Here is a 22,968-nt window from a genome sequence, read left to right on the forward strand (position 1 = left end):
TCAGGCTGCCGCTTGTTATTGTGCCGAATAGTCTCTATCATCGGCACCAGTCTGAATGCTAATTTATCATCTAACCGGCTCAAAGTCCTGAATTATCACATGCATCTGCCAGTCAGTCTCTACATAGGGCTAAGATATAGCCAAAGCCGAAAAGGCAATGCGTTTATCTCCTTTATTACTCTGTTTTCGGTTACCGGTATTTTGCTGGGCGTCATGGCCTTGACCATTGTCAGCTCGGTGATGAATGGCTTTGAAGCCGAACTTAAAAAACGCATTCTCGGCGTTATTCCGCATATTCTGCTAAAGCCTGCCGCGCCAGACAGCGACTGGCAGCAACACTTACAACAACAGTATCCGGTACTGGACGTCAGTCGCTTGCTACAAACCGAAGCCCTGATCCAGTCACCGCGGCAAATGACAGCAGTGATGCTGCAAGGCGTCGATGTCAGCGCTATCCCGCAATTTTTACAACATTCGCTGCTACTGGGCGACTGGCAAAGCCTGGATCAGCAGCGTTACAGCATTATGTTGGGCCGCGAGCTGGCCAAGCAATTGGATGTGCACCTGGGGCAACAGATCCGGGTGTTATTGGCGCAGGGTGGCAGTTATACGCCCCTGGGCTGGATGCCGCGGCAACGGTTATTCACGGTAGCCGGTTATCTGGATACCGGCTCTGAGCTGGATAGTGTGATAGCGATTACTGCACTGGATGATCTGAGTCGGCTACTGCCGATAGAGCAGCGCGAGGTCAGCTGGCGGGTTAGCTTAGAGGAGCCTTTCCAGGCCCCGGTGCTGGCAGCGCAATTACAACAACAGGGACACTTTAGCCTGGTGCAGGACTGGCGGCAGAGTCATGGCAAATTGTTTGCTGCGGTAGCGATGGAAAAAGCCATGATGTCGCTGATGCTGCTGCTGATTGTTGCAGTAGCGGCTTTTAATATCGTGTCGGCGCTGGTGATGATGGTCACCGAAAAGCAAGCGGAAGTGGCGATCCTGAAAACCCAGGGTATGACCGATCGGGCATTGTTTACCGTCTTTGCCGTGCAAGGCTTCTTAAATGGCTTGATCGGCGCTCTGCTTGGCGTGGTGCTTGGCGTGCTGATTAGCTGGCAGCTTAATCCGTTACTGGCGTTATTTTCATTGCAGGTTGCTGGTGGGATCGAGTTACCGGTAGTGATGAAGCTATCGCAAATTCTCAGTATTTTTGCCAGTGCCCTGGGCCTGACGTTACTGGCAGTGCTGTATCCGGCCTGGCGGGCCGTTAAACTTAATCCGGCGGAAATTTTACGAGATGAATAAGGTGTTACAGGCCAGCGGGATCAGCAAAAGCTACCGTGATGGCAAGAATATAACCCAGGTGTTACATCAGGTCGATTTGGCTGTCCCTGTGGGTAAGATGGTGGCGATTGTCGGTAGCTCAGGCTCAGGTAAAAGTACCCTGTTGCATATTCTCGGTACCCTGGATCAGGCCGATAGCGGACAGCTGACCATTGCCGGTCAGGATGTCAGCCGCTTATCGGCCAATGCCAAAGCCCGGCTCAGAAATGAAAAGCTGGGTTTTATCTACCAGTTTCATCATCTGTTGATGGACTTTACGGCGCTGGAAAATGTGGCGATGCCGCTGCGGATCCGCGGCACTGCTACGGCACAGGCAGAGCAAAAGGCTGCTACGTTATTACAGCGGGTAGGGCTGGGGCATCGGATGCAGCACAAGCCTTCTGAACTTAGTGGTGGTGAGCGGCAACGGGTGGCGATAGCCAGGGCACTGGTTAATCAGCCGGCGTTAGTGCTGGCGGATGAACCGACCGGCAATCTCGATCAACAGGCTGCCGAGTCTATCTATCAGTTATTGCGCAGCCTGAATCAGGATTTAAAAACCAGCTTTATTGTGGTGACACACGACCGCCAGCTGGCCTCAAGGCTTGACCAGCAGTATCAAATGCACGACGGACACCTGCAACCATGTTAAGCCGCGCTCTTGTCTGGCAACTGGCCCGCCGTTACCGTTCAACCCGCCATACCAGTGGTTTTATTCGTTTTATTTCGGCGTCATCGACCCTGGGCATAGCACTGGGGGTAGCGATTCTGATCCTGGCATTATCCGTGATGAATGGTTTTGAGCAGGCACTGAAGCAGCGTCTGCTGGCGGTGATCCCGCATGTTGAGCTGGAAGCGGTGTCGAATCAACTGGATAACTGGCCCGATAAACTGCCTGCGTTAGCATCGGTACCGGGCGTGGTGGCAGTCGCCCCCTATATTAAAGCCAACGGTATGCTGCGTAAGGGTAATCAGATTAAGGCGGCACAGTTCCGTGGTATCGAGCTGGAGCTGGAGCAGCAAATCAGTGATTTTGCCGATTACCTGCAAAGTGGCAGCCTGCAAAGTCTGAACGATGAGCAACTGGTGCTGGGCAGCGGTATAGCTGAATTGCTGCAATTAGAGGTCGGAGATAGCGTGCAGCTGATGTTGCCGCGTTTTACCGAGGATGGCCGGCTGGCCAGCTATTCCAATCGCCTGTTAACTGTAAGTGGTATTGTGCATATGGGTGGGCAGTTGGATCAGAGTCAGGTCTGGCTGTCGCTAACAGCGTTAAACAAATTTCTGGAAATGCCACCCGGCGCGGTACAGGGCTTTGCCTTCCGGCTGGACGATATTTTTGCTGCCCAGCAGATGGCCAGAACCCTGGGCCAGGTCTCAGAAGACTATGTCTATCTGCTCGACTGGTTCCGCACTCAGGGCCATGTTTACAACGATATCCAACTGGTGCGCGGTATTTTGTATCTGGTGTTAACCCTGGTTATCGCAGTGGCCTGTTTTAATATAGTCGCAACGCTGGTGATGGCAGTGCGGGAAAAGGAATCGGATATCGCGATCTTACTGACCATGGGCATACAGCCTGTCAGGATAATCAAAGTATTTGTGCTGCTCGGCTCTTTAAATGGCGTGGTCGGCACTCTGAGCGGCGCGCTCTGCGGTGTACTACTGGCGCTGAATATCGAACAGATTTTTTACTGGGTAACCCAGGCGCTGGGTCGCTCTTTGCTCGACCCCAGTATCTACTTTATCGATTTTATTCCGTCGCTGCTGCAGTGGCAGGATGTTGCGGTAACAGTGGCGCTGGGGCTGGGGCTGAGTACCCTGGCGACGCTTTATCCGGCTTACCGCGCCAGTTTGGTTAATCCGGCGCGGGTGCTGGGGCAGCGTTAATATCGGTTAAGGGGCATCTTCAGGGGGTTGCTGTTTATTGCGCCGCAGCAATAAACGGCTGAGTTTTTCCTTGCGGATTGAAAAACGCCACAGCCAGTCAATGGCAAAATAGCCGACGATACTGGCAGTAATCCCCATCAGCAGGCAGCCAGTTACCAGTGGCTTACCGATCGTTTGCATACTGTGCCACAGCCAGGCAAAGCTGGCTTCGAAGGCAAAGGGTTCGGCCGGCGCTGCTAATACCACAGTGCCAACCAGATAACACAGGTACAGCATAACCGGCATCGTCAAAGGGTTAGAAACCCAGACCAGCGCCACCGACAGCGGCAGATTAACCCGCAACGGCACCGCCATCACCGCCGAAAATACCATCTGAAATGGCAGTGGCATCCAGGCCCAGAATAAACCCACAGCAAAGGCGCCACGCGCTGAGCGGCGGTTCAGATGCCAGAGGTTGCCATCATGTAGCATGGTCCCAAACAGATTCAGGATTTTCATCTGCTTGATTTTTTCCGGCGATGGTAAATATTTCTTAATAGTTTTCTTTGGCATTACAACTAATTTACATAAAGAAAAAATGCACAGGCTCTATTATGGTGTGCTGGCTGGTTGTCTATTGTCGTTATTTTTGCCGCTTCTGCCAGTTTTTTTGAAAATTATTTTGCCATTGCTGCTACTGTTGGCGGCACTGTACCGCTGCTGGTTAATTACCGGGCTGTTATGTTTTCTCTGCAGCTGGCATTGGCAGTTGCTGAGCCATCATCAATCCGTATCGCAGCTACTGGCTGCTGCGCCAGCTTACTATGAGGTGCGGATCCGGGCTGTGCAGCAGGACAGTGACAGCAGTTTGTTGCAGCTGGAGATACTGGACCCGCAAGCCAGAGGCTATCAGCTCAGAGTGCGCTGGTTACAGGCACCTGCGCTTGAAGTCGGTGAGCGGTGGCGCCTCCCGCTGCGCTTAAAAGCAGTATATAGCCGGCAAAATCCCGGTGCGGCAAATGCTGAGCTAAGTGCGTTACAAGAGAGGGTCATTGCAACCGGCTATGTAGACCGGCAGCGCCCGGCGATTAAGCTGGCATCCAGCCGGGCTCTACGCCCGCGGCTGTTGCAGCAACTGGAACTTGCTTGGCAGGGGCGGGAGACTGCTATCCTGCTGCGGGCTCTCAGTAGCGGTGAGCGTGATTTTTCGCCAGAGCTTTGGCAGGGATTGCGGCACAGTGGCCTCGGGCATTTACTGGTGATCTCGGGATTACATATTAGTCTGGTCTACGGCTGGAGTCTGGCGCTGTTGCTGGGGCTGGGGACAGTATGTCGTCGCAGGGTCCCACTGCCGCTGGCACTCATGCTGTCACTGCTACCGGCGCTGGCTTACGCCTGGCTGGCCGGCTTTGCGGTGCCGACGTTAAGAGCCATAGTGGCGCTCGGATTATTTTTAACCGGGCGCTTGCTGTTACGTCCGGCAAATGCGGCTAATTACTGGCTGCTGCTCTGTAGCACGCTGCTATTGCTCAATCCGTTGTGGGTAATCAGTGTCAGTTTCTGGTTATCGATCCTGGCAGTTGGCATGATTTTGTTGCTAAGTTGGTATCTGGGGCCGCTGCCACAGCCCTGGCGGCAGCGTCTGCGCTACTGGCTGTGTTTTCATCTATTGCTTACCGCGAGCATGAGCCTGCTGACCGCGGTGTTTTTTAATGGCTTAAGTGCGCTGACGCTAATTTCTAATCTGTTATTTATCCCCTGGTGTACTTTGCTGGCGATCCCGCTGGTCTTACTGGCGCTACTTTATAGCCTGAGCGGGTTGCCTTTTGCCACCGAGGTCTGGCTGCTACCGGATCTGGCGCTCAGGCCATTACAGCTTTGGCTGGATTGGGCGGCGCAGTGGCCGGTGTGGTGGAGCTTACCAGGGTTAAATGGCACGGTTTCGCTGCTGTTATGTGCGCTGTTTTTACTATTGTTACTGTTAAGAGTACGTTATCTGGTTTGGAGCTGCTTTGTATTAACCTTCAGCATTGCCATGCTGCTAACGCCAACAGCGGGTGTCAGATTGACGTTGCTGGATAGCGGTCAGGCAACGGTGTTACTGCTCGAGCAAAGAAACACTAAGCTGCTGTATCTGGATATCCCGGCGCCTCAGGCCGAACAACTGATACGGCAACAGCTGCTGCCGCTATTGCAGTTCTACCGCATTCGCCAACTGGATGCCGTGATCTGGCCGCGTTTAACGGCCGAGCATCTGCCGGCTTTAGCGTTATTACGTCAACATACTGCAGCCTGGCCGCTGTTTAGTGCCGATGTGCTGCCGGCGACCAGCCAGGCTTGTGCTGCTATTGAAAAGCATGAACTGGCGGCGAAACTGACGCTACGGCACTGGTCACTGCCTGACAAGGATCCTTGCAGCTTAAGTATTAGCCTGAATGGCTGGCAACTACTGTTGCCCGGCAGGTTGCAGCGACTGACTGAGCAGCGGCTACTGGCACGTTATCCTGAATTGAGCGCAGATCTCTATTTGCTAAGTGATTTTGGGCGTGACAGCGCGAATTCACTGGCCTTATTACAGCAGTTGGCACCGGTACAACTGCTGCTTGCTGCCAATGGTGCCGCTGCGCACCCGTATCCGGTGACGGCGGTTCGGCAACGAATTGCCTTGTTGCAGTTGCCGCTCTACCACACTGGCGAACAAGGTGCTATTGTCGTGGATTTTCAGCCAAGGCAGCTTAAAATTTCAACCTGGCGACAGCGGCAGCGACCGCGCTGGACAGAAAACGTGACGCCAGGTGCTGAAACTGAGATCAGAACGCGCTAGAATAGCAAGCTTAGAATAAAAAGGTGCTTATTTTGCAGTCAGATAACGATACAAGCATGGTAGTTTACCGCCGTCTTCTTGGTTACTTAAAGCCTTACCGGCTCGGCTTTGTCGCCGCCATAGTCGGCATGATTGGTTACTCCCTGGTTGATGCAGGATTTATCGCGTCGGTACAGCCTTTTATTGACCGCGGTATTCAGGAAAAAGACACCGACTTTTTGCGTTATGCTCCGCTGGTCGTGATCTTATTATTTATTTTGCGCGGCATTTTTCATTTTACGGCAACCTATTGTATCAGCTGGGTTGGTAATCAGATCGTAAAGGATATGCGGCAGCAGTTGTTTGGTCATATGATGCGGCTGCCGGTCAGTTTTCATGATAAGCATTCTACTGGTGAGTTGATCTCGAAAATCACCTATGACGCCGAGCAGATTAAACAATCCCTTACTAAGGCACTGATCGTGCTGGTGCGCGACGGCGCTCTGGTGGTTGGCCTGATTTTCGTTATGTTCTGGTATAGCTGGCAGTTGTCACTAATCTTCTTTCTGATTGCGCCGGTGATCGCCGTTATCGTCAGCCTGGTATCAAAGCGCTTCCGGCAACTGAGCCATAAGATCCAACATGCGATGGGCGGTGTTACCACCGCCTCAGAGCAGATGTTAAATGGCCATAAGGTGATCCTGTCTTTTGGTGGCCAGCAACTGGAAGATCAACGTTTTGCCGAGGTGAATAACCAGACCCGTTTGCAAGGGGTCAAAATGGACTCAACCTCGGCCATCAGCTCGGGGGTGATCCAACTGATCGCCTCTTTCGCGCTGGCGTTTGTCGTCTTTATGGCCAGCCAGCCGGAAATGCTGGACACGCTGACACCCGGTATTTTCTCATCTATCGTCACGGCGATGGTGATGATGCTAAAACCACTAAAGCAATTAACCACCGTCAACAGTGAGTTTCAACGTGGTTTAGCTGCTGCTGCCAGTATTTTTAAGATCCTGGATCAACTGACGGAGCAGGAAACCGGCCGGATAGAGCTCAAAGTTGCCAGGGGCGATATCAGCTTTAGCCATGTCAGTTTTCATTACCCGGGACATCAGCAACAGGTATTAAAGGATATCAGTTTTAGTATCAAAGCCGGCCAGACGGTGGCGCTGGTCGGGCGCTCCGGCAGTGGCAAAACCACGATATCCAGTCTGCTGCCGCGTTTTTACGAAGTGGAGCAGGGCGAAATCCTGCTCGATGGTCAAAATATTCAGAGTTACACCCGGGCTTCGTTGCGCAGTCAAATTGCTGTGGTGTCGCAGCATGTCATGCTGTTTAACGATACTATTGCTAATAATATTTGCTATGGCATGCCCGGTCCGGTCAGCCGCGAGCAGTTGCTTGATGTGGCGGAGAAAGCACATGTGCTGGAATTTACCGATAAGCTGCCGGATGGGTTGGATACGCAAATTGGTGAAAATGGCGTCAGTTTGTCGGGCGGCCAGCGCCAGCGCATTGCCATTGCCAGAGCCCTGCTACGTCAGGCACCGGTGCTAATTCTGGATGAAGCGACCTCGGCGCTGGACACCGAGTCAGAGCGAAAAATTCAGGCGGCACTGGATGTATTATTAAAGGGCCGCACCAGCATTGTGATTGCGCACCGCTTATCGACGATTGAAAAAGCAGACAATATTATTGTGATGGATCAAGGACGTATTCTGGAGCAGGGCACCCATCAGCAATTGCTGGCAAAGGACGGTGCCTATGCCTCCTTGCATAAACTGCAGTTTGGTGGCGACGCATGAACCTGTTAGAGCAAGCCTGGTATAAAAAACACTGGTGGTGCGCCTTATTGCTGCCGTTTAGCGCCTTGTTCTATCTGGTTAGCAGTGTCCGGCGCTTATTGTTTCGCGCTGGGGTGCTAAAGACAGAAAGATTGCCGGTACCGGTGCTGATTGTCGGCAATATCACGGTAGGCGGCACCGGCAAGACGCCTTTTACGATTTGGTTGTGTGACTATCTGCGGCAGCGGGGTTATACACCCGGCATTATTTCACGTGGTTATGGTGGTAAGGTTAAGGCGCCGCGGCTGGTCACTGAGTTGGATAGTCCGGCGCTGGTTGGCGACGAACCCCTGTTACTGGCGCAGCGCAGCGGCTGTCCCATAGTGGTGTCACCCGATCGGGTAGCGGCGGGGCGTTTTTTGCTGGAGAAGCGACCACAGGTTGATATTATTATTTCCGATGATGGTTTACAGCATTACCGTCTGGCCCGGGATCTGGAAATCGTGTTGCTGGATGGGCAACGCGGCCTGGGCAACGGCTGGTTATTGCCGGCCGGGCCGCTACGGGAATTACCAAAGCGCCTTGCCAGTGTCGATCTGGTGATTGCCAATAGTGGTAGCTCAGCGCTTGCTGCTGGCGAAATCAAGCTCAGTTCTGCGGCAGCATCGCCGTTATTGCCCGATGCGGAGCCACTGACGCCTGACACCGAGATTCAACTGGTCGCCGGTATTGGCAATCCGCTACGTTTTAAAGCCTCTGCCGAGCAGGCTGGATTTAAAATCAAACATTGTCACTTCTGGCCCGATCATCACCCTTTTCAGGCGGATGACTTTAACATGGTCTCAGGTCCGATCCTGATGACGGAAAAAGATGCGGTAAAATGCCGCAAATTTGCCCGGCCTGACTGGTATTATTTACCCGTGCAGGCGGAGCCGGACGCGGCAGTCGTCGCCCGTCTGGACGCCTTATTAAATACTTTGGGAATTCGTTATGGCACTCAATCCGGCATTGACTGATATCCTGGCCTGCCCGGTCTGCAAGGGTAAACTGAAATACGACAAAGACGGCCAGCGCTTGATCTGTACGCTGGATCGGCTGGCCTATCGTTTAAGTAATAACATTCCGGTATTACTGGCCAATGAAGCCACCATATTAAGCGCTGAAGAGTGTGAAAAATGGCGTTCCTAGTGGTGATACCGGCGCGCTACGCCAGTAGCCGCCTGCCAGGTAAACCCCTGGCTGATATCAACGGTAAAACGATGATTGAACGGGTATACCGCCAGGCGTTGCAAAGTGGTGCGGCCCGGGTGCTGGTGGCAACCGACGATCAGAGGATTAAAGCGGTTGTGGAAGGTTTTGGTGGTGAGGTTTGTGTTACTGCCACTCACCACAACTCCGGTACTGAGCGTTTGGCAGAAGTGGTGACGAAGCTGGGGCTACCGGCAGAGACTATAGTCGTTAATGTGCAGGGCGATGAACCCTTTATTCCACCGGCATTAATCGGTCAGGTGGCGGCAAATCTGGCGGCTCAGCAGCGGGCTCGGATGGCCACGCTGGCAGTGCCGCTTGGCGATGCCAGCGAAATCGCCAATCCTAATATCGTTAAAGTGGTGACCGACCAACAAGGTTATGCGCTGTATTTTAGCCGTTCGGTGATCCCCTTTGATCGCGATCAGGCGTTTCAAGCCGAGCTTGCTCAGCATTACCGGCGGCATATCGGCATCTATGCCTACCGCGCCGGTTTTATTCAGGATTACGTACGCTGGCCGGTGTCTACCCTGGAGCGGCTGGAAGCGCTGGAGCAATTGCGGGTGCTGTGGCAGGGTGAAGCCATCCATGTTGCCGATGCCATAGCGCCGCCGGCGATGGGGGTGGATACTGCCGAGGATCTGGCAAGGGCCATCGCCCATGCTAAAACCTATGACTGATGCTTTTCAGATAGTGGCGCAAACCGACGATTTCTATGTTCTGAATAAAGCCGCCGGTGTCAGTTTTCATTCTGAGCAAGGCCCCGGCCTGGTGGCGTTGGCCGAGCAACAGCTGGCACAAAAGCTTTATCCGGTGCATCGGCTGGATAAAGTCACCTCTGGCTTGCTGTTACTGGCACGCCGGCCTGGGGTAGCGGCTGAGTTAACCCGGTTATTTGCCAAGCGGCAGGTGCAGAAATGCTATCTGGCACTTAGTGCGGCGCGACCACAAAAAAAGCAAGGCTGGGTCAAGGGCCCCATGCAACCGGCGCGGCGTGGCGCCTGGCGTCTTGGTCAGGGCGAGCAAGCGCCTGCGGTGACCTATTTTGTCAGCCAGGGCTATCAGGATGCACCGTTTCGGGCTTTTCTGTTAAAACCTTTCACCGGTAAAACCCATCAGTTAAGAGTGGCGCTAAAGAGCGTCGGGGCTGCTATTCTGGGTGATGAACTCTATGGTGGTGCAGTAGCAGATCGGGTCTACCTGCATGCCTATGCGCTCAGCTTCAGCTTGTTCGGCAAGCAGTATCAGTTCCAGGTATTACCTGATAGCGGCGCGGCCTTTGCTGAACTATTGCAACTTGGCTTGCCATCAAGCTGGTTAACGCCGGCTGATTTTCCCTGGCCAGCTGCTCCTGCGCAGTTGGCTGCTTGTTCAGATCAGGATGAATAATGTCAGATTATGAAACCCGTTTTGCCGGTATTGCCCGGCTTTATGGTCAGACCGCATTGCAGCAATTTCGCCAGGCGCATGTGGTGGTGATAGGTATTGGTGGTGTGGGCAGCTGGGCGGCAGAGGCTTTGGCCCGCTCTGGTATTGGCGAGCTGACCTTGATTGATTTGGATGATGTCTGTGTCAGCAATATTAATCGCCAATTACATGCGCTGACTGCAACAGTGGGGCAGGATAAGGTTGCGGTAATGGCAGAGCGGATCCATCAGATCAACCCGGAATGTGTGGTACATCAGGTGGCAGATTTTATCGCAGCTGATAATCTGGCACAGTTATTACACGGCAAAATTGATTATGTGCTGGATGCGATTGATGCCGTGAAAGCCAAAACAGCATTAATTGCCTGGTGTAAGCGGCGCAAGATCCCGCTGATCACCACAGGCGGCGCCGGAGGTCAACTTGACCCGACGCAGATCCAAATCGCCGATCTGACACAGGCCTACAACGACCCGCTGTTAGCGAAGGTACGCAATATGCTGCGACGTGATCATCAGTTTAGCCGCAATCCGAAGCGGCGTTTTGGCGTCGATTGTGTATTTTCAACCGAGCAGTTACGTTATCCGGCTACTGATGGCAGTGTTTGTCAGCAAAAGCCGGATACTAGCGGCGCGATGCGGCTGGATTGCAGCGGCGGTTTTGGTGCCGCCACTGTGGTGACGGCCAGCTTCGGTTTTGCTGCGGTTTCGCGCCTGCTAGTCAAACTGGTCCGCAAGGGTGTAAGCGAGCAACAGGCTGAGCACAATCCAGGGTAACTTACTACGTTGTTGACCACTGCGGTGCTGGCGTAATTGCCGCAGCGCCAGCAAGGCTTGCTTGCCATCTTTACCGAGTAAGCCATGGCTTAGTTCCAGTAATGGATAAACTAACCACATCTGCTCTACCACCGCCAGACTATCGCGCCATACTCGTCCAGGCGCGAGGCGGCGATACTCGGTAATGACTTCGTCAATCAGCGGATCTGTGTGCTCAAGATAGCGATACAGGCCATGGATAAAGATAAGTACATCCCGTACCATACACTGGTCAATACTCAGTTGTTGATGCGGGTTTTCTTCAAAATCAATAAAACCAATCTGTTTACCATCCCAACACAGATCGCGTAATGCCGGCCGGCCGTGCCAGCGATTATGCTGATGCAGTTTAGCCAGCGCGGCTGCCGCCTGCAGCAAAATCTCGCGTCGCTGCTCGGCGTCAGGTTGTGCTTCCGTTAGCCAGTATTTTAGCGAAGGCCCAACATCGGAAAGCACCAGGTACTCCTCCGACGCGACTAAAACCCGCGGCACATTAAAACCCAGACTACCCAGCAGTTGTAAGCGTTTAGCTTCGCCGGCCAGGGCGGCAAAAGGTTCAATACTGGGAAAGTACAGTGGATTAGAGCTCAGGCTGGCAATCAGTTTTGGTAATACGCGACGCCAGCCCGGTAGGGCAGGTTCTTGCTGCTTTAACCACAGTTTCTGGCCTTGCCAGTTAAAGCTGAAAGAACGTTGTGGTTGTTGCTGCCGTAACTGCAGACTAAATTCAAGAAGAGAGACATTATCCATAGCGCGCATCCCCGATAAGCCTGGACGTGCAGTGTGCCCAGGGTGCGGCATTAGAACTTATGGTAGCTGAATTTTAGCTGAATATCGGTAAAGTCTACAGCTAGCTAAGGGCGAGCTCTAAGCTTTAATAGTGCTTTGAATGCGTTGTAGCATCATAGTCAGGCCATTGCCCCGGGATTGACTCAGGTAAGGGCGCAGATTTAGCGCATCAAAATGGCGACTGAGTTCCAGCTCGGCAAGTTCACTACTGGTTTTACCATTCACAAAACATAGCATAATTGCCAGTAGACCTTTAACGATACGGGCTTCACTGTCCAGTACAAAATAGTGCTTGCCAGTTACCGGCTCCTGATAGTGCAGTAGCCAGGCCCGGCTTTCACAGCCACGGACCAGATATTCAGTCTGGCGCATTTTCTCCGGTAGGGCAGGTAATTTCTTACCCAGTTGCATTAACAACCGATATTTACTTTGCCAATCGGTTGGTTGTTGCAGCAATGGTAGTTCTTGTTCCGCTATCTGCTGCAAGCCGGTGGCGGTATCGGCAATAAGTTGTTGTAGCATGGTTACCTCAGGATCTCGGTGGCTGCCGCTAATGCCTGCAGGGTGACATCGACCTCGGCTGGTAAATTATAGGCTGCAAAAGCAAAACGCACCGCGCCAGGCAACTGCAGCATGGCAAATAACGGCATGGCGCAGTGGCTGCCGGCACGTACGGCGATTTTTTGTTCATTTAACAACATCGCCAGATCATTTGGATGCTCTCCGGCCAGCTGCAGACTAATAATACCGGCGCTCTGTTCAACCCTGGTCAACGGGCTTAGGCCGGGAATTTGACTTAGCCCAGCAGCAAATTGTTGTAATAATTCGCCTTTATACTGATTTATTTGCTGAGCGTCAAACTGCCGGATAAATTCAATGGCAGCGGCCAGGCCTATGGCGCCGGCAATATTGGGTGTGCCGGCCTCGAGCCGGGCCGGTAGTGCAGCAAAGCTAGAGCGCTGAAAGCTGACATCGCTAATCATCTCGCCCCCGCCCAGCAAGGGCCTCAACTGTTCCAGATACCGCTGTTTGCCATATAAGACGCCAATACCAGTGGGGCCATAGAGCTTATGACCGGAAAAGCAGTAAAAATCTACCGGCCATTGTTGCACATCCGGTACCTGCCAGCTTATGCCCTGAGCCCCATCCACTATGGTAATTGCCCCTGCGGCTTTAGCTGCCCGTAACATAGTTGCTAAGGGCAGAATATGCCCCAGCGCATTGGATACCTGGGTCAGGCTGACAATCTTAGGTTTGAGCGCCAATAACTGCTGATAGACGTCAAGGTCCGGCATTAACTGCTGATCCAGGGGGATCACATCCAGCTGCACACCACGACTTTGGCAGTGTAGCTGCCAGGGTACGATATTGGCGTGATGCTCCAGCGCGGAAATCAGGATCCGGTCGCCGGGCTTGAGAATGGTATTCATTAAACCAAACGCCAGTTGGTTAAAGGCGGCAGTGGTGCCGCTGGTAAAGATGATTTCAGAGCGGCATGCCGCGTTCAGAAATTGTTGCACGCTGTCCCGGGCGGCTTCAAAGGCCGCAGTGGCGTGCTGGCTTAGTTGGTGGGCACCGCGATGCACGTTACTATTTTGCTGCTGATAAAATGCCAACTCGGCGTCGATCACCTGCTGTGGTTTCTGGCTGGTGGCTGCGGTATCCAGGTAGATCCACTCCGGGTTATGGTTAAAAAACGGAAAAAACTGCCGGAAGGCCAGGGCATCGAAACTTGACATGAGAACTTGGGCTCCATAACACCAATAGCATAATTATGCCAATTTATGGCCAATTTATCGAACGACAGTGTGCATAAAAATGCAAAAAATAAAAAAGCGGCCTCAGGCCGCTTTGATAATTAGCAAAAAATGTTATTTCTTGCTGACATAATCACGGGCAGTATAGCCGGTATACAGCTGACGCGGCCGACCGATCTTATGGCCTTTGTCCGACAGCATTTCATCCCAGTGTGAAATCCAGCCAACAGTACGTGACATGGCGAAGATCACGGTAAACATACTTGTTGGAATACCGATGGCTTTTAAGATGATACCAGAGTAGAAATCGACGTTTGGATACAGTTTCTTCTCGATAAAGTACGGGTCTGACAGCGCAATTCGCTCCAGCTCCATCGCCACATCCAGCAGTGGATCTTTAATATTCAGCTCGCTCAGCACCTCGTGGCAGGTTTCACGCATTACCTTAGCGCGTGGGTCAAAGTTCTTGTACACGCGGTGACCAAAGCCCATCAGACGGAAAGTGTCATTCTTGTCTTTGGCGCGGGCGACAAATTCTGGGATACGATCAACAGAGCCAATTTGTTGTAACATCTTCAGGCAGGCTTCGTTGGCGCCACCGTGTGCCGGGCCCCACAGTGAGGCGATACCGGCAGCGATACAGGCATAAGGATTAGCGCCTGATGAACCGGCTAAACGCACCGTTGAGGTTGAAGCGTTCTGCTCATGGTCAGCGTGCAGCATAAAGATGCGGTCCATCGCTTTTGCTAATACCGGGCTGACTTTGTACTCTTCAGCCGGCACTGAGAACATCATATGCAGGAAGTTTTCTGAGTAGCTCAGTTCGTTGCGTGGATAGACGAATGGCTGACCCACAGTGTATTTGTAAGCCATAGCTGCGATAGTTGGCAGTTTGGCAATTAAACGGTGCGCGCTACGCTTGCGCTGCATTGGGTCGTTAATATCTAAATCGGAGTGATAGAAAGACGACATGGCACCAACGACACCACACAGCATCGCCATTGGGTGGGCATCAACGCGGAAACCCTGGAAAAAAGCAGCGATTTTCTCGTGAACCATGGTGTGGCGGGTAATGGTCTTTACGAAGTCCTGATACTGCTGTTCAGAAGGTAATTCACCTTCTAACAGTAAATAACAGGTTTCCAGATAATTTGATTTTTCAGCAAGTTGTTCAATCGGATAACCGCGGTGCAGCAATACGCCATTGTCGCCATCGATATAGGTAATCTTCGATTCACAGGAGCCGGTAGACATAAAGCCCGGGTCAAAAGTGAAGTAGCCCTGTTGCCCGAGAGTACGTACGTCGATTACGTCAGTGCCTGCCGTGCCAGAATAGATCGGTAGCTCGAAGGTCTTACCATCAATCTGCACGACGGCCTTTTTATCTGCCATTGGATTTCTCCTATTGTTGTAGTATCGGATATTAGGGTTTGGGCTATTCTACTCGCAAACCACACCTGAAAGTCAATTCTAAAGACTAATCGTTGAATAAGTATTCGACTCTAGTCGTATTGCTGCTTTTGACAATTTATGTAAATTTCCATCTGCGGAATTTTCCGTGTAAAACCAAACAAAAATTGTAATAGCCTTTTATGAAATATATACTATTGGCGGCGTAAAAGCAGTTCACCTGACACCAGCTTTTTTGCTGAACCAGCTTGGGGCATAAAGAGTATATTGGCGTTGGGATGTCACTGGTTTTACAGCGACAATAATGACAACTACGCTCTACACGGGCATCGATGGGCAAGAAACTGTGAAAAAGCAAAGACCAATAAATCTCGATTTATCGACTATCTCTCTACCTGCGACTGCCAAAGCTTCTATTCTGCACCGGGTTACTGGTGTAGCAATGTTTTTCGCACTGCTGTTTGTGATCTGGGCATGGGCGACTTCATTGCAAAGCGCAGAAGGCTTTGACTACGTGAAGTCCTTGCTAAATTCACATTTAGCGAAATTTATCGCCTGGGGTACGATTACTGTACTGACCTACCACCTGCTGGGTGGCGTTCGCCATCTGATTATGGATATGGGCCATTGGGAGGAATTAGATTCCGGTAACCTGAGCGCCAAAATCACAATCGGCTTGTGGATTGTATTAGCAGTATTAGCAGGAGTATGGGTATGGTTCTGAATCAGGCTAGCCTGAAACGCGACGGCGTTCAGGATTACGTTTCGCTGCGTGCCACCGCTATTGTACTGGCACTGTACAGCTTATTTATCTTAGGTTTCTTCCTCTTTACCCCAGAGGTTACTTTCGAAGTATGGCAGGGGTTATTTGCCAATACACTGATGAAAGTCTTCACTTTACTCGCCCTGATCTCAATTGCCATCCACACCCGTATTGGTTTGTGGCAGGTACTGACTGACTACGTGAAATGCGCCAGACTGCGCGCCGTATTGCAGTTTGTCCTTTATGTGATTGCCTTCGCGTATGTGGCAGTAGGTTTATTTGTGTTGTGGGGTGCTTAAGTGACTATTCCAGTAAGAGAATTTGATGCCATCGTTATTGGGGCCGGTGGTGCAGGTATGCGTGCGGCGTTACAGATCACCCAGTCTGGTTTAACTTGCGCCTTATTGTCTAAAGTGTTTCCAACCCGTTCGCACACTGTATCTGCCCAGGGCGGTATTACGGTAGCACTGGGTAACTCCCATGAAGATAACTGGGAATGGCACATGTTCGATACCGTTAAGGGCTCGGACTATATCGGTGACCAGGACGCCATTGAATATATGTGTAAAACCGGCCCGGAAGCCATTACCGAGCTGGAAAATATGGGCTTACCGTTCTCTCGTTTTGAAAACGGTCGCGTCTATCAGCGCCCATTCGGCGGTCAGTCGAAGAATTTCGGTGGTGAGCAGGCTGCCCGTACTGCTGCCGCTGCTGACCGTACCGGCCATGCGCTGTTACACCTGCTGTATCAGCAAAACGTTAAAAACCGTACTCAGGTCTTCTCTGAGTGGTACGCGCTCGACCTGGTAAAGAATCAGGACGGTGCCGTAGTAGGCTGTACCGCTATCGATATCGAGACCGGTGAGATTGTTTACTTCAAAGCCAAAGCGACCGTATTAGCAACGGGCGGTGCCGGCCGTATCTACGCCTCGACGACGAATGCCCACATCAATACCGGTGATGGTGTTGGTATGGCCCTGCGTGCCGGTGTGCCGCTGCAGGATATGGAAATGTGGCAATTCCACCCAACCGGTATCGCCGGTGCCGGTACGCTGGTAACCGAAGGCTGCCGTGGTGAAGGTGGCTACCTGCTGAATAAAGACGGTGAACGCTTTATGGAGCGGTATGCACCAAACGCCAAAGACTTAGCCGGCCGTGACGTGGTAGCCCGCGCCATGATGACCGAAATCCGTGAAGGCCGCGGTTGTGATGGTCCTTGGGGCGTCCATATCAAGCTGAAACTAGATCACTTAGGTGAAGAGGTTCTGGAAAGCCGTCTGCCAGGTATTTGTGAATTGTCACGTACTTTTGCGCACGTTGATCCGGTAAAAGAACCAATTCCGGTTATCCCAACCTGTCACTATATGATGGGTGGTATTCCAACCAACGTCCATGGTCAGGTGATTTCGCCAAAAGCTGACGGCTCAGAAGCGGTGGTACCTGGCTTATTTGCCTGTGGTGAAATTGCTTGTGTATCGGTACATGGTGCTAACCGTTTAGGCGGTAACTCACTGTTAGACTTAGTGGTGTTTGGCCGTGCTACTGGCTTACACCTGGGCGAAGCCCTGGCTGCTACCGCAGAAGCCCGTGCCGCCTCTGCTGACGATATTGATGCTGCTCTGGCCCGCACCCGTCGCTGGGAAGACAGCAAACCAGGTCAGGGTGAAGATCCGGTACAGATTAAGAAAGACCTGCAAAACTGCATGCAACTTAACTTCTCGGTATTCCGTGAAGGTCAGGCGATGGCCGAAGGTCTGCAACAGTTAAAAGAAATCCGTGAGCGGCTGAAGTTTGCCCGTCTGGATGACAAGAGCTCAGATTTCAATACCCAGCGTATTGAATGTTTAGAGCTGGACAACCTGATGGAAACCGCTTACTCAACTGCGGTAGCAGCGAACTTCCGTACTGAAAGCCGTGGTGCCCATGCCCGTTTTGACTTCCCGGATCGTGATGATGAAAACTGGTTATGCCACAGTGTTTACACACCGGATACTGAATCTATGTTTAAGCGTAAAGTGAATCTGGAACCGAAGTTCCGTGAAGCTTTCCCGCCAAAAGCACGTAAGTACTAAGAGGGGCCACAACGATGCAGAAGTTAGTATTTTCCATCTATCGTTATAACCCTGATGTCGACCAAGCGCCGCGCATGCAGGATTACACGCTGGATAACCCGGAAGGCCGGGATATGATGGTGCTGGATGCACTGTTAAAGTTAAAAGAGCAGGACCCTACCTTGTCGTTCCGTCGCAGCTGCCGTGAAGGTGTTTGCGGTTCAGATGGTCTGAACATGAACGGCAAAAACGGTCTGGCTTGTATTACGCCATTATCTGCCGTTGGTTTAAAAGGCGGCAAGATTGTATTGCGGCCACTGCCAGGTTTACCGGTAATCCGCGATCTGGTGGTAGATATGAGCCAGTTCTACACCCAGTATGAGAAGGTAAAACCGTACCTGATCAACGACAGCAAGTTACCACCAGCGGGTGAGTTCCTGCAGTCGCCGGAAGAACGTGCTAAACTTGACGGCCTGTACGAATGTATTTTATGTGCTTGTTGTTCGACCTCTTGTCCGTCGTTCTGGTGGAACCCGGATAAGTTTATCGGCCCGGCTGGTTTACTGCATGCCTACCGCTTCCTGGCTGACAGTCGCGATACTGCGACTGAACAACGCTTAAATGATCTTGACGACGCTTTCAGCGTGTTCCGCTGCCACGGTATTATGAACTGTGTCAACGTCTGTCCAAAAGGACTGAACCCGACTAAAGCTATCGGACAGATCAAATCGATGTTGTTAAACCGGGCGCTGTAATGCGCCCTTTTTTAGTATTTAACTGAAACTGTCCGGGCTGCATGCAGCACGGCAGTTTTTTTGCTAATTTTTCCAGGTGCTCAGAAATAAGGGAAACTAAATGCACGAAGGTGTAATGAAGGCGTGGTTAGAGTCTTCACATCTTGGCGGTGGCAACATGGCCTATGTGGATGAACTCTATGAATCCTACTTAGCAGAGCCCACCAGTGTTGGTGACGAATGGCGCGAATTTTTTGCCAAGTTACCAAAAATCGATGGGGTCGATCTCGAAACCCGGCACAGTGATGTCCGGCAACAGTTTGCTGAACTGGCTAAAAACAAACACCGTGAAGTGGTGGTCGTCAATAGCGGCAGTGGTGCCGACAGCCGTCAGGTCAAAGTGCTGCAATTAATCAACTCCTATCGGTTCCGTGGTCACCAGCATGCCAATCTTGACCCGCTGAATTTATGGAAGCAACCCAGGGTACGTGACCTTGAATTGTCTTACCATGAACTGTCTGAAGCTGATTACGATACAGAGTTCCATGTTGGATCATTCGCAGCTGGTCAGGAAACGATGAAATTAGGCGATTTGCACAAAGCCCTGGAGCGCACTTATTGCGGCTCTATTGGTGCTGAGTATATGCACATCGTATCGACTGATGAAAAACGCTGGATCCAGCAACGTTTGGAGAGCATTCAGTCACAGCCTCGCTATGATAAAGCTACCAAGTTACAGATCTTAAAAGGTCTGGTTGCCGCTGATGGCCTGGAAAAATATTTAGGGTCAAAATTCCCGGGTGCCAAACGCTTTGGTCTGGAAGGTGGCGATGCCATGATCCCGATGCTCAAAGCCATGATCCACCGTGCCGGTGAGCAGGGCGCACAGGACTCCGTTATCGGTATGGCACACCGTGGCCGCTTAAATACGCTGATCAACGTACTGGGTAAAAACCCGTCAAAATTATTTGACGAGTTCGCCGGTAAATACGAAGTGGTGGGTGCCGGTGACGTGAAATACCACATGGGTTTCTCGTCTGACTTTGAAACCAAAGGTGGTATCGTCCATTTAGCCCTGGCGTTTAACCCGTCGCATCTGGAAATTGTTAACCCGGTAGTGTTAGGTTCAGTGCGCGCCCGCTTAGATCGTCGTGGTTGCACTGACGGCTCTTTAGCACTGCCAATTACTATTCACGGTGACTCTGCGTTTGCCGGTCAGGGTGTGGTAGCCGAAACCTTTAACCTGTCGCAAACCCGTGCCTTTAAAGTGGGTGGCACCGTGCGGATCGTGATTAACAACCAGGTTGGCTTTACCACCTCTAACCCGGAAGACACGCGTTCTACACCTTACTGTACTGATATCGCTAAGATGGTACAGGCGCCAATTTTCCACGTTAACGGTGATGATCCGGAAGCCGTCGTATTTGTGGCACAACTTGCCGTAGATTACCGCAACACCTTTAAACGCGATGTGGTGATTGACCTGGTTTGTTATCGTCGTAATGGCCACAACGAAGCGGATGAGCCGAATGCGACCCAACCGCTGATGTACCAGAAGATTAAGAAGCACCCGACGCCGCGTGAAATCTATGCCGAGAAACTGCAGTTAGAAGGCATTGTGACGGCGGACGAGGTTAAGGCGCTGATTGATGGTTATCGTGATGCCCTGGACAAAGGTGATTGCGTAGTAGAAGAACTGCGTCCTATGGCTCCTACTTCAGTTGATTGGACGCCATACCTGAACAAAGATTGGGATAGTCCTTACGACGCCAGTGTACCGGTGGAGAAACTGGTCGCGCTGGGTGAAAAAGCGATCCAGGTTCCAGCCGCACATGCTTTACAACGTCAGGTCGGTCGTGTTTACGAAGACCGCGCCCTGATGCTAAAAGGTGAGAAGAAAATCGATTGGGGCTTTGCTGAAATTCTGGCCTACGCTTCTACGGTTGCCGAAGGTAGCCGGGTGCGGATTGTTGGTCAGGATTCTGGTCGTGGTACCTTCTTCCATCGCCATGCAGTACTGCACAGTCAAACTGATGCCAGCACTTATACGCCACTTGAGCATATTGACGAGAAACAGGGTGTGTTTCAGGTCTATGACTCGGCGCTGTCTGAAGAAGCGGTATTGGCCTTTGAATATGGTTATGCCACCGCAGAACCTCGCGCCATGGTGATCTGGGAAGGTCAGTTTGGTGACTTCGCCAACGGTGCCCAGGTGGTCATTGACCAGTTCTTAAGCTCAGGCGAGCAGAAGTGGGGTCGTCTCTGTGGTTTAACGCTGTTATTACCACACGGTTACGAAGGCCAGGGCCCGGAGCACTCTTCAGCCCGTTTGGAGCGTTTCCTGCAACTGTGTGCCGACCACAATATGCAAGTCTGTGTGCCAACCACACCGGCTCAGGTATTTAATATGTTGCGTCGGCAGATGGTGCGGCCAATGCGCCGGCCATTGATCGTGATGTCGCCAAAATCGTTACTGCGTCACCCACTGGCAACCTCTACGCTGGAAGAGCTGGCGTCAGGCGTCTACCATAACGTGATTGGCGAGATTGACGAGCTGAACCCGGCCGATGTGAAACGCGTGGTGTTCTGTAGCGGTAAGGTGTACTACGAACTGCTGGAAGAGCGGCGTAAGCGCGAGCAGAAAGACGTGGCGATCATCCGGGTTGAGCAGCTGTATCCGTTCCCGCATCAGGAAATGGCGCAAGCGCTGGCAGCCTATCAGCATGTCACCGATTTCGTCTGGTGTCAGGAAGAGCCGCAAAACCAGGGTGCCTGGTACTGCAGTCAGCACCATTTCTGGGCTGCTATTCCGCAAGGCGCTAAGCTGACCTATGCCGGTCGTGAAGCTTCGTCTTCACCTGCTGTTGGTTACCTGTCGGTACATAACAAGCAGCAGCAAGCGCTGGTAAATGACGCCCTGACACTGAAATAAAACGCTTTGCAGCCCGCTTTGGCGGGCTGTTATAACTGATAAGACCAACCGTTAAAGGTGAAAAAGTGGAAATTAAAGTACCCGTATTACCGGAATCTGTTGCAGATGCAACTATCGCCACCTGGCACGTAAAAACCGGTGAAGCCGTAAGCCGTGATCAGGTATTAGTCGATATCGAAACCGACAAAGTTGTGCTGGAAGTCGTCGCTCAGGCCGATGGCGTGATGGGCGAGATCCTGCATGATGTTGGCGCCACTGTAACTGCTGAGCAGGTCATCGGTAAGATGTCTGCCGGTGGTGCACCAGCTGCGAAAGCTGACGCACCAAAAGCAGAGGCCGCCGCCGCTGCGCCAGCTGCCAGCGATGACAGTGATGATGCCTTAAGCCCGTCAGTGCGTCGTTTAATTGCCGAAAAAGGTCTGGATGCCAGCAAAATCAAAGGCACCGGCAAAAACGGCCGTGTTACCAAAGAAGACGTTGAAAAATTCTTAGCCGGTGCACCTGCTAAAGCCGCTGCGCCTGCCGCTACCACACCTGTGGTTGCTGCCGGTGACCGTAGCCAGAAACGCGTACCGATGACCCGTCTGCGTAAGACCATCGCGAACCGCTTACTGGAAGCGAAAAACTCTACCGCTATGTTAACGACGTTCAATGAAGTGAACATGAAGCCGATTATGGATCTGCGTAAGCAGTATCAGGACGTGTTTGAGAAGCGTCATGGTATCCGTTTAGGTTTTATGTCGTTCTATGTTAAAGCAGTTACCGAAGCCCTGAAACGCTTCCCGGAAGTGAATGCGGCGATCGATGGTGATGATATCGTTTATCACAACTACTTCGATGTCAGTATCGCGGTATCTACACCTCGTGGTCTGGTAACGCCAGTACTGCGTGACTGTGACAAGATGAATCTGGCCGAAATCGAAAAAGCGATTAAAGATCTGGCCATCAAAGGCCGTGATGGCAAGCTGGCGATGGACGACCTGATGGGCGGTAACTTCACTATCACTAACGGTGGTGTGTTCGGCTCTCTGATGTCTACGCCAATTATCAATCCACCACAGTCAGCGATTCTGGGTATGCACAAGATCCAGGACCGCGTGATGGTAGTCGACGGTAAGATGGAAATTCTGCCAATGATGTATCTGGCGCTGTCTTATGACCACCGCATCATCGATGGTAAAGAGTCTGTGGGTTTCCTGGTAACCATTAAAGAGTTACTGGAAGATCCAACCCGTATTCTGCTGGATATCTAAGCGGTAAAAGCGGATAAA

20 protein-coding genes and 1 pseudogene are annotated in these 22,968 nt (G+C 52.0%); 16 read left to right on the forward strand and 5 right to left on the reverse strand.

Annotation, left to right across the window (positions count from 1 at the left end):
• Positions 1-99: 99 nt before the first annotated feature.
• From AEST_RS07645 to AEST_RS07655, 3 genes are read left to right on the forward strand one after another with little or no spacing between them, the layout of a single operon-like run.
• Complete coding sequence (locus tag AEST_RS07645; RefSeq protein WP_039925267.1) at positions 100-1,299, forward strand: lipoprotein-releasing ABC transporter permease subunit; 1,200 nt, start codon at positions 100-102, stop codon at positions 1,297-1,299.
• Positions 1,292-1,969, forward strand: coding sequence for a lipoprotein-releasing ABC transporter ATP-binding protein LolD (gene lolD, locus AEST_RS07650; RefSeq protein WP_008608237.1), 678 nt, complete (start codon positions 1,292-1,294; stop codon positions 1,967-1,969). The genes AEST_RS07645 and lolD overlap by 8 nt, the downstream gene beginning before the upstream one ends.
• Positions 1,963-3,207: a lipoprotein-releasing ABC transporter permease subunit gene (locus AEST_RS07655; protein ID WP_008608239.1), complete on the forward strand. Its 1,245-nt coding sequence runs from the start codon at positions 1,963-1,965 to the stop codon at positions 3,205-3,207. The genes lolD and AEST_RS07655 overlap by 7 nt, the downstream gene beginning before the upstream one ends.
• A gap of 6 nt (positions 3,208-3,213) precedes the next feature.
• On the opposite strand, the gene AEST_RS07660 is transcribed toward AEST_RS07655, so the two are convergent.
• The gene (locus AEST_RS07660) at positions 3,214-3,759 is read right to left on the reverse strand and encodes a DUF2062 domain-containing protein (protein WP_008608240.1); all 546 of its coding nucleotides are present in this window, start codon (positions 3,757-3,759) and stop codon (positions 3,214-3,216) included.
• A 97-nt stretch (positions 3,760-3,856) separates the two neighbouring features.
• On the opposite strand from AEST_RS07660, the gene AEST_RS07665 reads away from it, so the two are divergent.
• Genes AEST_RS07665 through tcdA form a run of 7 tightly spaced genes read left to right on the forward strand, consistent with a single transcriptional unit; the run spans position 3,857 to position 11,222 of the window.
• Positions 3,857-6,010, forward strand: a complete 2,154-nt coding sequence (locus AEST_RS07665; RefSeq protein WP_238534574.1) for a ComEC/Rec2 family competence protein — start codon at positions 3,857-3,859, stop codon at positions 6,008-6,010.
• Positions 6,011-6,066: 56 nt separating this feature from the next.
• Positions 6,067-7,794, forward strand: a complete 1,728-nt coding sequence (gene msbA, locus AEST_RS07670; protein WP_193759643.1) for a lipid A export permease/ATP-binding protein MsbA — start codon at positions 6,067-6,069, stop codon at positions 7,792-7,794.
• The gene (lpxK, locus tag AEST_RS07675) at positions 7,791-8,789 is read left to right on the forward strand and encodes a tetraacyldisaccharide 4'-kinase (RefSeq protein ID WP_008608244.1); all 999 of its coding nucleotides are present in this window, start codon (positions 7,791-7,793) and stop codon (positions 8,787-8,789) included. The genes msbA and lpxK overlap by 4 nt, the downstream gene beginning before the upstream one ends.
• Positions 8,764-8,961, forward strand: a complete 198-nt coding sequence (locus AEST_RS07680; protein WP_008608245.1) for a Trm112 family protein — start codon at positions 8,764-8,766, stop codon at positions 8,959-8,961. Before lpxK ends, AEST_RS07680 begins: the two co-directional genes overlap by 26 nt.
• Positions 8,949-9,701: a 3-deoxy-manno-octulosonate cytidylyltransferase gene (gene kdsB / locus AEST_RS07685; protein WP_008951856.1), complete on the forward strand. Its 753-nt coding sequence runs from the start codon at positions 8,949-8,951 to the stop codon at positions 9,699-9,701. Before AEST_RS07680 ends, kdsB begins: the two co-directional genes overlap by 13 nt.
• On the forward strand, positions 9,694-10,410 hold the full coding sequence (locus AEST_RS07690) for a pseudouridine synthase (RefSeq protein WP_008608247.1): 717 nt from the start codon (positions 9,694-9,696) through the stop codon (positions 10,408-10,410). The genes kdsB and AEST_RS07690 overlap by 8 nt, the downstream gene beginning before the upstream one ends.
• Positions 10,410-11,222, forward strand: coding sequence for a tRNA cyclic N6-threonylcarbamoyladenosine(37) synthase TcdA (gene tcdA / locus AEST_RS07695; RefSeq protein ID WP_008608248.1), 813 nt, complete (start codon positions 10,410-10,412; stop codon positions 11,220-11,222). Before AEST_RS07690 ends, tcdA begins: the two co-directional genes overlap by 1 nt.
• Here tcdA and AEST_RS16815 read toward each other — a convergent pair.
• The 4 genes from AEST_RS16815 to gltA all read right to left on the reverse strand — a co-directional run bounded on the left by AEST_RS16815 (position 11,163) and on the right by gltA (position 15,199).
• Positions 11,163-12,011 (reverse strand): BUD32 family EKC/KEOPS complex subunit, encoded by an 849-nt coding sequence (locus AEST_RS16815; RefSeq protein ID WP_156803882.1) that lies wholly within the window; start codon positions 12,009-12,011, stop codon positions 11,163-11,165. The genes tcdA and AEST_RS16815 overlap by 60 nt on opposite strands.
• 117 nt (positions 12,012-12,128) lie before the next feature.
• Entirely contained in the window at positions 12,129-12,572 is a 444-nt protein-coding gene (locus AEST_RS07705) for a SufE family protein (RefSeq protein ID WP_008608249.1), read from the reverse strand.
• A gap of 2 nt (positions 12,573-12,574) precedes the next feature.
• Complete coding sequence (locus AEST_RS07710; protein ID WP_008608250.1) at positions 12,575-13,789, reverse strand: aminotransferase class V-fold PLP-dependent enzyme; 1,215 nt, start codon at positions 13,787-13,789, stop codon at positions 12,575-12,577.
• A 132-nt stretch (positions 13,790-13,921) separates the two neighbouring features.
• Entirely contained in the window at positions 13,922-15,199 is a 1,278-nt protein-coding gene (gltA, locus tag AEST_RS07715; protein ID WP_008608251.1) for a citrate synthase, read from the reverse strand.
• Positions 15,200-15,563: 364 nt separating this feature from the next.
• Here gltA and sdhC point away from each other — a divergent pair, with 364 nt between their 5' ends.
• The 6 genes and pseudogenes from sdhC to odhB form a co-directional block, all read left to right on the forward strand.
• The gene (gene sdhC / locus AEST_RS07720) at positions 15,564-15,941 is read left to right on the forward strand and encodes a succinate dehydrogenase, cytochrome b556 subunit (RefSeq protein ID WP_156803883.1); all 378 of its coding nucleotides are present in this window, start codon (positions 15,564-15,566) and stop codon (positions 15,939-15,941) included.
• Entirely contained in the window at positions 15,932-16,279 is a 348-nt protein-coding gene (sdhD, locus tag AEST_RS07725) for a succinate dehydrogenase, hydrophobic membrane anchor protein (RefSeq protein ID WP_008608253.1), read from the forward strand. The genes sdhC and sdhD overlap by 10 nt, the downstream gene beginning before the upstream one ends.
• The gene (gene sdhA, locus AEST_RS07730; protein WP_008608255.1) at positions 16,280-18,052 is read left to right on the forward strand and encodes a succinate dehydrogenase flavoprotein subunit; all 1,773 of its coding nucleotides are present in this window, start codon (positions 16,280-16,282) and stop codon (positions 18,050-18,052) included.
• A 14-nt stretch (positions 18,053-18,066) separates the two neighbouring features.
• On the forward strand, positions 18,067-18,786 hold the full coding sequence (locus AEST_RS07735; protein WP_008608256.1) for a succinate dehydrogenase iron-sulfur subunit: 720 nt from the start codon (positions 18,067-18,069) through the stop codon (positions 18,784-18,786).
• Positions 18,787-18,886: 100 nt separating this feature from the next.
• Positions 18,887-21,697 (forward strand): 2-oxoglutarate dehydrogenase E1 component, encoded by a 2,811-nt coding sequence (locus AEST_RS07740; RefSeq protein WP_008951865.1) that lies wholly within the window; start codon positions 18,887-18,889, stop codon positions 21,695-21,697.
• A gap of 62 nt (positions 21,698-21,759) precedes the next feature.
• Positions 21,760-22,950 (forward strand): annotated as a pseudogene (odhB, locus tag AEST_RS07745) (2-oxoglutarate dehydrogenase complex dihydrolipoyllysine-residue succinyltransferase); the annotation flags it as partial.
• Positions 22,951-22,968 lie beyond the last annotated feature (18 nt).

Source organism: Alishewanella aestuarii B11, assembly GCF_000280055.1.
In the GTDB taxonomy this organism is placed as follows: domain Bacteria; phylum Pseudomonadota; class Gammaproteobacteria; order Enterobacterales; family Alteromonadaceae; genus Alishewanella; species Alishewanella aestuarii.

Bases quoted from the DNA above. Each gene is read 5' to 3' on its own strand.
- msbA (WP_193759643.1), top strand. From the start codon at position 6,067: ATGGTAGTTTACCGCCGTCTTCTTGGTTACTTAAAGCCTTACCGGCTC.
- AEST_RS07710 (WP_008608250.1), bottom strand. From the start codon at position 13,789: ATGTCAAGTTTCGATGCCCTGGCCTTCCGGCAGTTTTTTCCGTTTTTT.
- AEST_RS07740 (WP_008951865.1), top strand. From the start codon at position 18,887: ATGCACGAAGGTGTAATGAAGGCGTGGTTAGAGTCTTCACATCTTGGC.
- lpxK (WP_008608244.1), top strand. From the start codon at position 7,791: ATGAACCTGTTAGAGCAAGCCTGGTATAAAAAACACTGGTGGTGCGCC.
- AEST_RS07735 (WP_008608256.1), top strand. From the start codon at position 18,067: ATGCAGAAGTTAGTATTTTCCATCTATCGTTATAACCCTGATGTCGAC.
- AEST_RS07680 (WP_008608245.1), top strand. From the start codon at position 8,764: ATGGCACTCAATCCGGCATTGACTGATATCCTGGCCTGCCCGGTCTGC.
- AEST_RS16815 (WP_156803882.1), bottom strand. From the start codon at position 12,011: ATGGATAATGTCTCTCTTCTTGAATTTAGTCTGCAGTTACGGCAGCAA.
- gltA (WP_008608251.1), bottom strand. From the start codon at position 15,199: ATGGCAGATAAAAAGGCCGTCGTGCAGATTGATGGTAAGACCTTCGAG.
- tcdA (WP_008608248.1), top strand. From the start codon at position 10,410: ATGTCAGATTATGAAACCCGTTTTGCCGGTATTGCCCGGCTTTATGGT.
- AEST_RS07660 (WP_008608240.1), bottom strand. From the start codon at position 3,759: ATGCCAAAGAAAACTATTAAGAAATATTTACCATCGCCGGAAAAAATC.
- AEST_RS07690 (WP_008608247.1), top strand. From the start codon at position 9,694: ATGACTGATGCTTTTCAGATAGTGGCGCAAACCGACGATTTCTATGTT.
- sdhD (WP_008608253.1), top strand. From the start codon at position 15,932: ATGGTTCTGAATCAGGCTAGCCTGAAACGCGACGGCGTTCAGGATTAC.
- AEST_RS07655 (WP_008608239.1), top strand. From the start codon at position 1,963: ATGTTAAGCCGCGCTCTTGTCTGGCAACTGGCCCGCCGTTACCGTTCA.
- kdsB (WP_008951856.1), top strand. From the start codon at position 8,949: ATGGCGTTCCTAGTGGTGATACCGGCGCGCTACGCCAGTAGCCGCCTG.
- AEST_RS07705 (WP_008608249.1), bottom strand. From the start codon at position 12,572: ATGCTACAACAACTTATTGCCGATACCGCCACCGGCTTGCAGCAGATA.
- lolD (WP_008608237.1), top strand. From the start codon at position 1,292: ATGAATAAGGTGTTACAGGCCAGCGGGATCAGCAAAAGCTACCGTGAT.
- AEST_RS07645 (WP_039925267.1), top strand. From the start codon at position 100: ATGCATCTGCCAGTCAGTCTCTACATAGGGCTAAGATATAGCCAAAGC.